Origin of the sequence: Dokdonella koreensis DS-123 (assembly GCF_001632775.1) — a bacterium.
GTDB classification, from domain to species: Bacteria; Pseudomonadota; Gammaproteobacteria; order Xanthomonadales; family Rhodanobacteraceae; genus Dokdonella; species Dokdonella koreensis.
In genome coordinates this window covers 1,671,267-1,682,909 of the sequence record NZ_CP015249.1, presented here as the reverse complement: position 1 = coordinate 1,682,909, position 11,643 = coordinate 1,671,267, and the positions used below count along the sequence as shown (strand labels likewise).

Genomic DNA, 11,643 nt, shown 5'->3' with positions numbered 1-11,643 from the left:
GAGCGCTGGCGGAAACGGCGGTGCCCGGTGCGGGCTGAACGGCGCCGGGACGGTGCGGATGCGCAGTCTACTAGACCGCGGCGGCGGGCGCCTCGTCGGGTTCGGCCGGCGGCAGCGCCAGATGCAGGTGCGAACCGGTGCGGTCGATCACGCCCGGCCCGAGGATCTCGCGCGAACCGGTCGTGTTCCACCAGCGCCACGGATCGGCCGGCAGCGTCAGCTCGAGCCGCGCCGGCGCGCGATCGAACAAGGCCGGCGTCAGCAGGGCGGTGTAGCCACTGCCGTGCTGCGTGTGCAGCGATTCCAGCAGGATGCCGCGCAGCGGCGGACGGCCGCTCTGCCCGTCGTCCAGGCTGCGCACGGCGACCGGCAGGGCGCGCCGCGCCAGCAGCTCGACGCCGGCCTCGACCCGGCCGTCGGGGTCGACACGGATCCAGCGGACCACGCCGACCAGCCAGTCCGCCTGCCCGGCCGCGGTGGCCGGCAGGCTGAGGCCGATCGCGTCGCCGACCTTCATGCGCGCCAGCTCGCTCTCCGCGCTTCGCTCCCACAGCAGGCGGTAGCCGCCCGGGCTCTGGTCGACGACACGGGCCGCCCCGGAAAGGACGCGCAGCATCTCCGCGCCGCCCTGGGTCCAGGCCGCCGGGCGGTCGTGGCCGGCGGCCGTGATCCCGAGCGCGTCCTGCAGGAAGCTGTCGAAGTCCAGGCCACCGGCCAAGGTCCGGTGCAGGTCGTGCAGGCCGATCACCGCATCGAGCGCATGGCCGCCACCGAGCCGCGAATGGCCGCGCGGGCCGCCGTCGGTCAGGCTGACCACCAGTCGCCGGACCAGGTCGATGCCGACCTGGACGCCGGGCCCGCCCGCAGCGCGCAGGCCGACGCGCGCCGCACCGGGCGGCAGCGCCACGATCTGGCCCTCGATGTAGGCCAGCACGCGCGCGACGTCCACGCCGATCTGCCCGGCGTGTCCCGGCTCGGCACCGTCGGGCAGGTGGCCAGGCTCGCGATCACCGGCCGGATCGATCGCGCGCAGCCCCTCGGTGAATCCTTCGCGCAGGTCGCAGTAGGCGGCCAGCACGCGCGTCAGCGCGACGACGGCCGGCAGCTCGCGCCGCGAGTAGCGGTAGGGATTGGCCAACGCCAGCAGCAGCGCGTGCTGGTAGACCAGGCGCGGCGTACGCAGCGCGACGCCCTGGGCATCCTCGGCGACACGATCGTCGAGCCGTACCGAAGCGGCGAAGCGATGCACGCTGTGCAGCAGCTGCCAGGCGCCCGCAGCGGGCACGCGATACAGCGCGTAGGCGCGCTGCATGCGCTCGCCGCCGTGCTGCAGCGCGCGCAGGGCCGCCAGCGCCACCCGCCCTCCCTTGAGCAGCGGCACGGCACCGGCCGGCGCGCAGCCGTCGTACACGACCTGGAGATAGCCCAGGGCCAGCGCCTGGTGGAATTCCTCGGCGCGCGCGACCAGCTCGGCCTTCTGCGGCTGCAGCGGCAGCGTGGCGGCGGCCACCTGCTGCTCGATCATCTCCAGCGCCTGCCCGATCACCGGGCGCATCGCCTCCAGCGCGTCGAGCCGTTCGAACGGATTGGCCCGCAACCGGTTCATCGCGTGCAGGCGCTCGGCCAGTTGGCGGGCCACCAGTGCGACGCTGGCCATCGGCAGGTCGGCGAGCCAGCTGCGCAGGCTGCGCGGATCGAGTGCCGGATCGCCGGACGTGGCGGTGCGCCGCTCCGGAATCGTACGCACCAGTTGCCGGTAGAAGTCGCTCACGCGCTGTGGTTCCGATCGTTGCGGCGGCCCGCCGTGGCCGCAGGCCCACCTTACGGGCAGCGACCGCGGCAAGGCAACCTGGAAGGATCGCGCCCTACGGCACCAGCAGCGCGCGCACCGCCGCCAGGCTGCCGTCGGTGCGACCCGGGACCAGGCCGAGCAGGTGGGCGAGCAACGGATAGACATCGACGTTGTCGAACGGCGGCACCACCGCACCGCGGCGAAATGCCGGGCCGCGCGCGATGAAGATCGCCTGCATGCTCGGCAGCGCCGGATCGTAGCCGTGCTCGCCGAGCGAGAAATGCGCCAGCGCCGCGATGCGGCGGCGCGTGGAGATCACCCAGCCTTCGTCGGCCAGGCACAGCAGCGAAGGAATGCGCCGGTGGCTGCCGTAGTGGAAGCGTGCCGGCAGGTCGCGCTTGCGCCAGCATTCCATGTGCGCGTGCCGGCCGAGCAGCGCGCGCTCGACCACGTCCCCCCGGCCCGGCTGCGGCCGCAGGCCGGCCAGCACACCGGCGGTCACGATCTCGATCTCGGCCTCGTCGACGAAATCCTCCAGGTAGACGACGCGCTCGGGCGCGACGGCCGCCATGCCGTGGTCGGAGACCACCAGCAGGTTGACGCGGTCCTCCAGGCCACGCGCCGCGAGGCCGGCCAGCAGGCGCCCGACGGCGGCATCGACCGTGCCGATCGCCGCCTCGACCGCCGGCGAGGCCGGACCGTCGTGGTGGCCGGCCTTGTCCACGTGCTCGAAGTACAGCGAGATGAAGGCCGGGCGCTCGGCCACCGGCCGGTCGAGCCAGCCGAGCACGGTATCCACGCGGGCCTCGGGCGTGATCGCCGGATCGAACGGCACCCATTCGTCCGGATGCGCGCCGTGCACCGGCGCCTCCGATCCCGGCCAGAACATCGTCGCCGCGCGCCGGCCGGCGCGCTGCACGCGCGTCCAGATCGGCTCGGCCTGGTCCCACCAGCGCGCATCCTGCACCGCAGCCCGGTTGGACGTGGCGAAGCGCTGCCCCGGCAGCGCCGGGTCGGTCATGGTGTTGTGGATGACGCCGGTGCGGTCCGGGCGCAAGCCGGTCACCAGCGTGTAATGGTTCGGGAACGTCAACGTCGGGAACGAGGGGCGCAGCGCCTCGGCATGCGCCCCCTCCGCGGCCAGGCGATCGAGCGCCGGCGTCAGGCCGCGCCCGAGATAGTCCGGCCTGAAGCCGTCCAGCGACACCAGCACCACCGGCGCCTGCGGTACCGGCCCCGGGGCGCGGACGCTGGCGCAGCCGGCCGCCAGCAGGGCCAGCGCCAGGATCGTCCAGCATCGCAGGACCGTCATCGGAATCTTCATCGGGCACGCGCTCCGGCCGGGGTATCGCCGGCAATGCTGCCAACGCGCGATGTCCTGCCGATGTCGGCCGGCACGTCCCGCACCGGACCACTCAAGGCAAGGGCTCCCGTGATCCGGCCGCGCGATCGAACGGTGCGAACCCCAGCTGCCGCAAGGCCGCCAGGCGTTCGGCGGCGATGTCCGCGCGGTCGAAGTAGACCTCCCGCAGCAGTGCTTCGTCCGCCGCCGGTGCAGCGGTGCGCAGGCGCTGCGCGATGCGGCGGCTGTCGTCCGCGAGGTACGCGGCCTTCCTGGCCAGGTGCACTGCGTTGACGATCGCGAACAGCCCGACCGCGATCACGGCGGCGCCCAGCGTGCGCCGCGCGAGCGGCCGGCCCGGCAGCGCCGTCGCCAGCAGGCCGGCCCAGCCCAGCCAGAACAGCGAAGAGAAACTGACGTAGCGGCTCGAAAAGGCCTGGTCGCTGCCGTAGGTGCCGACCCGTCCGGCGGCGGCGAGGACCGCGGCGACCAACGCGAACAGGCACAGGCCCAGCCACGGCAGGCTGGCGCGCCGGTCCTTGGCCTGCACCGCCGCCCAGCCCGCGCTGACCAATCCGGCGGCCGCCAGGCCGGGGGCCAGGTCGGTCGCGAAACGCGCGATGCCGCCGCCGAGGAAGTTCAGCACGTAGAGCAGCGCGGCCGATACCGAGACCGTCCCCGCCGCTCCGCCGGGCGAGGCCGCGAGATATTGCACGCTCACGGCTGCGCCGGCGGCGAGCCACGGCAGCGCGAACGACACGCGCCGTCGCAACGGCAGGTCGTCGCGCAGTGCCAGCAACACCACCGCCATCGGGATCAGGGCAATCGCGGTCGCGAAGCTGAGATAGGCCACCGCCGCCGCCAGCAATGCGAGCGCCTGCCCCGCCCAGCTCGGCGCCGGCACCGTGATGCAGCGGACCACCACCGCCACGCCGGCCAGGCACAGGAACACCGCCACCTGCCAGCCCCATTGCAGGTTGGCCAGGTGACCCGGGTACAACGTGAACAGCACGAGCAGCAGCCAGGACACGTCCGCGCCGCGGGCCTTCGCGACGCTGTCGCGCGCGATCAGCGCGATCACGCCGGCATAGGCGAACAGCAGCAGCACGCTGACCAGGCAGTCCAGCCACGGCCGCCCGCCCGACAGCCAGGTCGTGGCCAGCAGGACCGCATAGGCGGCCGTGTGCAGGTGCCCGCCGTGGAAGCGCCAGAAGTCCGATGTGGCCAGCGCGCCGGCCTGCCAGGCCTGGTAGATCGGGACCAGGTCCAGGTGGTCCCACAGCATCAGCGAAAGGTGCCAGCGCAGCGTCGCCGCCAGCAGGAACGCGCCGAGCACGGCGGCGGCGACGCGGACGGCGATGGGCAGAGCGGGCATGCAGCCTCGGTTGTCGGGAGGGCGAACCGGTTCCGCGCGGGGCTGGCGGGCCGGCGCGCGATTGTCGCCGAAGCCCTGCATGCCGGAAACCGCGGACGACGCGGCGCGGACACGACGCCACGACCGACCGTGGCGCCGTACCGGCCAGGCGCGCGCCCGGCTGCCGCCGCTCCCGAACCGGCCGCACCGCCCGCGCGTTCGGGACGGGAACGAGGAAGCGCGCCCGGGCTCGTGCCCGGGCGGCGATGCGACGTCCTACGGCCCGGCGACCGGGCGCGTCAGCCGCAGGTTGTCGAGCATGATCCGCGGCGCGGCGTAGGTGCCGCCGAGCGTCGCCTTGAGCCGAAGCGTGTCGAACGTCGCGCCTTCGATCGCCAGCGTCCGCAAGGCCAGGTTGTCGCGACCGGGACTGCCGCCGGCGATCGTGAAGCTCGCACTGCCGACGAGGCTGTCGTGGAAGTAGGCCTCCAGACGGACCTCGATGCCGCCCCAGGGACCGTTCTCGTAGTGGACCAGGTCCAGGCGTGCCCCGACCGCCGGCGTGTCGAGGTCCAACTGGGCGCTCGAAAGCGGGCCGACGGTGAAGTTGGCGCCGGGGACGAGGGCGGTGCCGAAGGTCAGCAGGTTCGGTGCCGAGCCGTACGTCGGAAAGTCGTCGAACAGCATGCGGGCATCCTCGACGATCACCTCGGTGCCGAGCTCGCCGGCCACGAATGGCTCGCCGTCCGGATAGGCGCCGTCGACGCCGTTGACCTCGCGCCAGGTCGTGCCGCCGTGAACGAAGACCGGGCCGCGGAAGCCCTCGGCGAGTTCGTCGTAGCCGATCGTCACGACCGTCGAGGTCGCGGCCGGCGCCTCGTCGAAGACCTCGCGGAAGACGCCGTCGTTCTCGAGCTTCACGACGGCCAGGTCGACCGCGCGCGCACCGGCCGACCGCATCGCCGCCCCCGCCACCACCGGCTGGCCGGCGGTCAGCGTCAGTGCCGTGGCGTCGCTGAACACGCCGGCGGCGGCGAGGTCGAACGTCGCGATGCCGCCGTCGGCGAAGCTCGGGTCGAGCCGGCCGTCGGCGGTCAGTCGCAGTGCGATGAACTGCGAACGCCCGCCGGTTGCGTAGCTGGCGCTCAGCACCAGGCGGCCGTCGCTCTGGCGCACCAGGCCGCTCGGATAGCGGTTCCATGCGTCCGGCGCGATGGCGACCCGCGCGTAGCCGGGCAGCGTGCCGTCGCCGAAACGCACGTCCGTCGTGCCGTCGGCGTGCAGGCGCCCCACGACCAGACCGACCCCGTCGGCGCCTTCGTGATGGCCGGCGAACACGATGTGGCCGGAAGGCTGCTCCACCAGATAGCCGATACCGTTGACCGTGGAGCTGCTGTCCGGCAGCCGGAAGACGCGACGGCCGCCGTCGCCGAACCCCGGATCGGGCGCGCCGGAGGCATCCAGCCGGTGGATCCAGTACGCGTCGCTGGCGAAGTCCTCTTCAGCCCAGGAGCCGGCCACCAGCAGGCCGTCGTCCGCACCGACGTGCACGGCGCGCAGGAAGCCGGCGCGCGCGGGCGCGTCCTGGCCGAGCAGCACCTGCCCGTCACGGTCGCCGAAGGCGGCATCGGGCGCACCCGCTGCGGTGTAGCGGGCGACCACCGCGCGACTGATGCCGCCTGCGCCGGCGAGCTCGCCGGCCACGACGATGCGCCCGCGGCTGTCGACGGCGAGCGCGTTGAACCGCGCCCCGCCCAGCCGGATGACGCCGGCATCGCCGAAGTCGCGATCGACGGAACCATCGGCGGCGAGCTTGACGACGAAGCCGGTCAACGGGCCGAACGCCTGGGCGGTGCCGGCGACGAGGATCGAGCCGTCGCCGAGGACCTGCATCGCCTCGACCACCTGCATGGCCGTGCCGACCACCAGGTCCGGCAGCACGACCAGTCCCGGATCGGCCGGATCGCTACCGAACGAGGCATCGGCGCTGCCATCGGGATTCAGGCGCACCACCAGGCCCAGCGCATGCGGATCGAACGGCGCGCTCGGCGTGAACCGGTCGCGCGAGCCGGCGAGCAGCAGCTTGCCGTCGGGCTGGGCGGCGACCTGCGTGGGGCGCAGCCGGTCGTTGGGGTTGGACGACGCCAGGAAGGCCACGCCGTCCTGGCCGAACCGCCTGTCGGGATCGCCGTCGCGGGCCAGGGCCGGCCCGGCCAGGATCGATCCGGCCAGCAAAAGGCCGGCGAGCCGGGTCACCCGCGCCAGCCGATGAATGAATGCGGACATCGTTGCTCCTCAGGTTCGTGCACGAACGGCCGCCGCGGACGACCCGACGGCGGGCGGCCAGGGAGCTGCCGCCGCGACCCGCAGGGGCGGCCACGGCGCGAACCGTCCTGTCCACAGACGAGAAGCGACGAAAAAGGCCATCGGAACGCCGCAGCCGGAGCGCAAACGCGCATCGAGCGCCCCATGGGGGCGCGTGTTCTCGCTCGGCCGGCGCAAACGTACGCGCGCAGCCTTGCGCTGCGCGGACACGGACGCCCGGCGGCATCGCCACCGGGCGCGCGCGGCCTGGAGGTCAGCCGCGCTTTTTCGGGATGTACAGGTCGGTGATGGTCCCTTCGTAGACCTCGGCCGCCAAGCCGACCGACTCGCTCAGCGTCGGGTGCGGATGCACGGTCAGGCCGATGTCCGCCGCTTCGGCACCCATCTCGATCGCGAGCGCGAGCTCGGCGATCAGGTCGCCGGCGTTCGGCGCGACGATGCCGGCACCGATCAGGCGGTGCGTGGCTTCGTCGAAGATCAGCTTCGTGAAGCCCTCGGTGCGGCCGATGCCGACCGCGCGCGCGGAAGCGATGTGCGGAAACTTGCCGATGCCATAGGCGACGCCGGCCTTCTTGGCCTCGCCTTCGGTCATGCCGACCCAGGCGATTTCCGGATCGGTGTAGGCCACGCTCGGGATCACGCGTGCCACGAACTCGCTCTTCTGGCCGGCGGCGACCTCGGCCGCCACCTTGCCCTCGTGCGTGGCCTTGTGCGCGAGCATCGGCTGGCCGACCAGGTCGCCGATCGCGAAGATGTGTGGCACGTTCGTGCGCATCTGCCGATCGACCGGGATGAAGCCGCGGTCGGTGACGGTGACGCCAGCCTTGTCCGCGTCGATCTTGCCGCCGTTCGGCGAACGCCCGACCGCGACCAGGATGCGGTCGTAGGTCTGCGGCGCCGGCGCGCCCTCGCCTTCGAAGGTCGCGGTCAGACCCTTCCCGCCCGCCTCGATGCCGGTCACCTTGACCTTCAGGTGGATGCCGCCGTAGCGCTTGGACAGGCGCTGCTGCAAGGGCTTGACGAGATCGGCGTCGGCGCCGGGCATCAGCTGGTCCATCAGCTCGACGACGGTCACCTCGCTGCCGAGCGCGTCGTAGACGCAGGCCATCTCCAGGCCGATGATGCCGCCGCCGACGACCAGCAGCTTCTTCGGCACGTCGGTCAGGTCCAGCGCGTCGGTCGAATCCATCATGCGCGGATCGTCCCAGGGAAAGCCCGGCAGCTTCACCGCCTGCGAACCGGCGGCGATGATCGCCTTCTCGAAGCGCACGATCTTCCTGCCATCGGCGCCCTCCACTTCCAGTTCGTTCGGCGAGACGAAGCGGCCGGTGCCCTGCACCACCGTGACCTTGCGCTGCTTGGCCATGCCGGACAGGCCCTTGACCATCTGGCCGACGGTCTTCTCCTTGTGGCCGCGCAGCTTGTCGAGGTCGATCTTCGGCGCGCCGAAGTCCAGGCCGATGTCGGCCGCGTGCGCGGCCTCCTCGATCACGCGCGCAGCGTGCAGCAGGGCCTTGGACGGAATGCAGCCGACGTTGAGGCAGACGCCGCCGAGCGAGGTGTAGCGCTCGACCAGCACGGTGTCCTGGCCGAGATCGGCGGCGCGGAACGCGGCGGTGTAGCCGCCCGGACCCGAGCCGAGCACCAGGACCTGGCAGCGGAGGTCGGGCTCGCGGCCGCTCGCCGGCGCCGCGGTCGGCGCGGGTGGCGACGCCGGCTGGGCCGCGGCCGCGGCCTTCGCTTCGGCCGGTGCCTTCGCTTCGGCGGGGGCCTTCGCCGCGGCCGGCGCCGCGCCGGCGGCGGCATCGGCGGCCTCGACGATCGCGACGACGCTGCCTTCGCTGACCGTGTCGCCGATCTTGACGCGCAGTTCCTTGACGACCCCGGCCACCGACGAGGGCACTTCCATGGTGGCCTTGTCCGATTCCAGCGTGACCAGTCCCTGGTCCTTCTTCACCGTGTCGCCCGGCTGCACCAGCAGCTCGATGACCGGAATGTCGCTGTAGTTGCCGATGTCGGGAACGGTGATTTCGCTGCTGGTGGCCATGTCGGAAAGGATCGTCGGTTGAGATGGGAAGAAGCGTGACGGCCGCGCGGTCAGCGCGGCGCGAGCTGGCAGGACAAGGCGGCGATGCCGGTCGAGGGCCCGGAACCGGCCACGCCGCCGCCACCGACCTCGGTGAAGCTTCCGGCAACGGCGAGGCGGCCGTCCGGCAGCGTCAGCGCCTTGTTCGGATTCTCGCCGATGCCGCCGGCGACTTCGACCCATTCGCCGGCCACGAGCTTGGCGAAGCGGCGGATCGGCGTGCCTTGCGTATCGGCGGTGAAGCTGCCGACTGCGTACAGCGCCGGCCCGGTGCCGTCGTCGTAGACCTCGAAGTCGCGCACTTCGGTCGGCATCGGGAAGCCGCGGCCGACCGCCGACAGCGTCGTGCCGTCCCAGCGCGCCACCGCGAACATCGGCACGTTGCCGACCGCCGATGCGTCGAAGCGGCCGCCGATGTAGAGCGCGTCCTGGAACACGGCCAGCGCCTGCACCTGCGAGATCGTGCTGGTCGCGCGCTTGACGCCGCCGCCGACCGAGAAGAAGCCGGTGCCGTCGAAGCCCATGACGTTCTTCGACTCGACCACGACCTCGCCACCGCTGCCATCCGGCAGGCGGATGCGATCGAAGCGGCCGCCGACGTAGAGGTCGCCGCGGTACTCGACCATCGTCATGATGATCGGCGCGACCAGGCCTTCGAAGCCGGTGCTGTGGGTCTCCCAGGTCGTGCCGTCCCAGAACGCCAGCAGCGGCAGCTGCGGGATGCCGGTGGTGCCGCCGATCGCGAGGCGCCCCTGGTAGACCCGGCCGGCCCAGCCGAACGTCAGGCCCGGGAAGCTCGCGCCGGCCAGTGCGCCGGCCGTGGTGCCGTCCCACGAGAACACCACGTTGCTGTTGGGCACCGGCGTGCCGCCGTTGCTGATGCCGTTCTGGCTGCCGACGACGTAGAGCTTCTCGCCGGTGCCGGCGTCGAACGCCACGAAGTCGGTGACGAAGCCGTCGTCGAGCGTGGTGGAGCCGAGCGCGTGCGTGGTGCCGGCCGCCAGGTCGATACGGGCGACGCCGTTGCTGACGCCGTTGAACGCCGAGCCGGCCGAGCCACCGGCATAGGCATCGCTGCCCCAGCGGCCGATGCCGTTGAGCGATCCGCCGGGCGTGCCGAGCGCGGTTTCCCAGCCGCAGATCGCCTGCGGCGGCACCTCGAAGCCGTTGGAGAAGATCGGGTCCTTCTCGTCGCCGGTGGGGACGGACGCCGCCAGCGGCGCGGTGGCCGCCAGGGTCAGCAGCACGGCGGCGCCGAGCGCCGGGATCGCGGCCGGATAGAGCTTGTTCATGCCTGCACTCCTCGTGTGGGTATCGTTCGAGCGGGGTCAGCGAAAAGCGGCCATCCTGGCGGTCGGGACGCGCGGTCGTGCGTGCACCGCGCGAAAATGCCGGAATGGTGCGTCAGCGCAGGCCCTCCAGCTCGAACCCGTCGGCGAAGAGCAGATCCTCGACGACCAGGCGATTGATGAAGACGACGACCGAGGGCTGGCCCGAATAGCCGATCGCCAGGTCCAGCCGGCCATCGCCGTCGATATCGGCGGCCGCGAGCGCGGTGCCCGATGCGGCGGCGTCGTAGCTCCAGTCCGGCGTGGTCGCCGGCAGGCCCGGGCGGTTCATGTACAGGTAGGCACGTCCGCTGGAGAAGTCGATGTCGACGATGTCCGGCAGGCCGTCGCCGTCGAAATCGGCGACCAGCAGGTCCTGGTGGCTGGCGGCCTGGCCCGACGTCCAGGCATCGGTGAAGCCGCCCTGGCCGTCGTTGATGTAGATGTGCAGGCGGTCGTCGACGCCGAGCACGATGTCCTGCCGGCCGTCGCCGTCCATGTCGGCGAAGGCGATGCCGCGATCGCCCTGGCCGCCGCCCAGGCTCAGCGACGGCGTCGTTTCCGGCAGGGTGCCGGCATTGAAATGCACGCCGCTGGTGAAGCCGACCCACTTGGCCAGGCCGATCTCGGGGCGCCCGTCGCCGTCCAGGTCGCCGGCGGCGACGCTGTTCTGGATCGAGGACTCGGCCGATTGCCAGACCGGTGTCGTCGTCAGGTGCCCGGCATCGTTGCGGAACAGGTAGGCCGGACGATGGACGTCGGGCTGGCTGCGTCCCTGGTTGGCGGTCAACAGGTCCAGGTCGCCGTCGCCGTCGATGTCGACCAGCTCCATGCCGACGGCCCAGGCCGGCTGGGCGCTCAGCCAGCCCGGCGTGGTCGCCAGTCCCGAGGCGCTGCCGAAGTAGATCGCATTGGCTGCGTACGCGCTGCCGCCGTTGGCGACGACCAGGTCGTTGGTGCCGTCGCCGTCGATGTCGGCGATCGCGGCGTCGCCGGAGTGGACCTGGTCGGCCGAGATCCAGCCGGCCTCGGCCTGCAGCGCGGTGCCGGTGTTGAAGTAGACGAAGTTGCGCCAGTCCTCGTACGGCGGGAAGCTCGATGACTGGTAGCAGACGGCGGCCAGGTCGGGCCGGCCGTCGCCGTTGAGGTCGCCGAACGCCAGGCCGCCGACCTGGACGCGGAGCGTGTTCTGCCAGTCCGGCGTGGCACCGAACGGCAGCTTCGCCGCGCCGCGCGGCGCCGGCAGCGTCGAGGCGGGCGGCTGCGCAACCGCGATCGTCCGCCCGTCCGCGCTCACCTCGACCGGGACCGCGCCGGCATCGCTGGCCAGGACCGCCAGCGCGAGCACCACCCGGGCATGGCGCGCCACCGCCCGCCAGCGGCCGGACATGCGGCCGCGGATCGGTCGTGCGGGCG

7 protein-coding genes are annotated in these 11,643 nt (G+C 72.5%); all 7 read right to left on the bottom strand.

Going from position 1 to position 11,643, the window contains the following annotated elements; translation table 11 throughout:
- Nucleotides 1-70: 70 nt before the first annotated feature.
- The 7 genes from I596_RS06630 to I596_RS06600 all read right to left on the bottom strand — a co-directional run bounded on the left by I596_RS06630 (nucleotide 71) and on the right by I596_RS06600 (nucleotide 11,617).
- Nucleotides 71-1,771 carry a hypothetical protein gene (locus tag I596_RS06630; protein WP_067645699.1) on the bottom strand — a complete coding sequence of 567 codons (1,701 nt, stop codon included), beginning with the start codon at nucleotides 1,769-1,771 and terminating at the stop codon, nucleotides 71-73.
- 94 nt (nucleotides 1,772-1,865) lie between these two features.
- Nucleotides 1,866-3,116, bottom strand: a complete 1,251-nt coding sequence (locus tag I596_RS06625) for an alkaline phosphatase family protein (protein ID WP_067645697.1) — start codon at nucleotides 3,114-3,116, stop codon at nucleotides 1,866-1,868.
- 91 nt (nucleotides 3,117-3,207) lie between these two features.
- Entirely contained in the window at nucleotides 3,208-4,509 is a 1,302-nt protein-coding gene (locus tag I596_RS06620; RefSeq protein ID WP_150132055.1) for a hypothetical protein, read from the bottom strand.
- Between the two features lie 255 nt (nucleotides 4,510-4,764).
- On the bottom strand, nucleotides 4,765-6,774 hold the full coding sequence (locus I596_RS06615) for a hypothetical protein (RefSeq protein ID WP_067645692.1): 2,010 nt from the start codon (nucleotides 6,772-6,774) through the stop codon (nucleotides 4,765-4,767).
- 292 nt (nucleotides 6,775-7,066) lie between these two features.
- Nucleotides 7,067-8,860, bottom strand: a complete 1,794-nt coding sequence (lpdA, locus tag I596_RS06610; protein ID WP_067645690.1) for a dihydrolipoyl dehydrogenase — start codon at nucleotides 8,858-8,860, stop codon at nucleotides 7,067-7,069.
- A gap of 50 nt (nucleotides 8,861-8,910) precedes the next feature.
- Entirely contained in the window at nucleotides 8,911-10,191 is a 1,281-nt protein-coding gene (locus tag I596_RS06605) for a hypothetical protein (RefSeq protein ID WP_067645688.1), read from the bottom strand.
- A 112-nt stretch (nucleotides 10,192-10,303) separates the two neighbouring features.
- Complete coding sequence (locus I596_RS06600; protein WP_067645686.1) at nucleotides 10,304-11,617, bottom strand: FG-GAP repeat domain-containing protein; 1,314 nt, start codon at nucleotides 11,615-11,617, stop codon at nucleotides 10,304-10,306.
- Nucleotides 11,618-11,643: the final 26 nt, after the last annotated feature.

Excerpts from the sequence above, each read along its gene's own strand:
- I596_RS06605 (WP_067645688.1), bottom strand. The coding sequence starts at position 10,191 with ATGAACAAGCTCTATCCGGCCGCGATCCCGGCGCTCGGCGCCGCCGTG.
- lpdA (WP_067645690.1), bottom strand. The coding sequence starts at position 8,860 with ATGGCCACCAGCAGCGAAATCACCGTTCCCGACATCGGCAACTACAGC.
- I596_RS06615 (WP_067645692.1), bottom strand. The coding sequence starts at position 6,774 with ATGTCCGCATTCATTCATCGGCTGGCGCGGGTGACCCGGCTCGCCGGC.
- I596_RS06625 (WP_067645697.1), bottom strand. The coding sequence starts at position 3,116 with ATGAAGATTCCGATGACGGTCCTGCGATGCTGGACGATCCTGGCGCTG.
- I596_RS06620 (WP_150132055.1), bottom strand. The coding sequence starts at position 4,509 with ATGCCCGCTCTGCCCATCGCCGTCCGCGTCGCCGCCGCCGTGCTCGGC.
- I596_RS06600 (WP_067645686.1), bottom strand. The coding sequence starts at position 11,617 with ATGTCCGGCCGCTGGCGGGCGGTGGCGCGCCATGCCCGGGTGGTGCTC.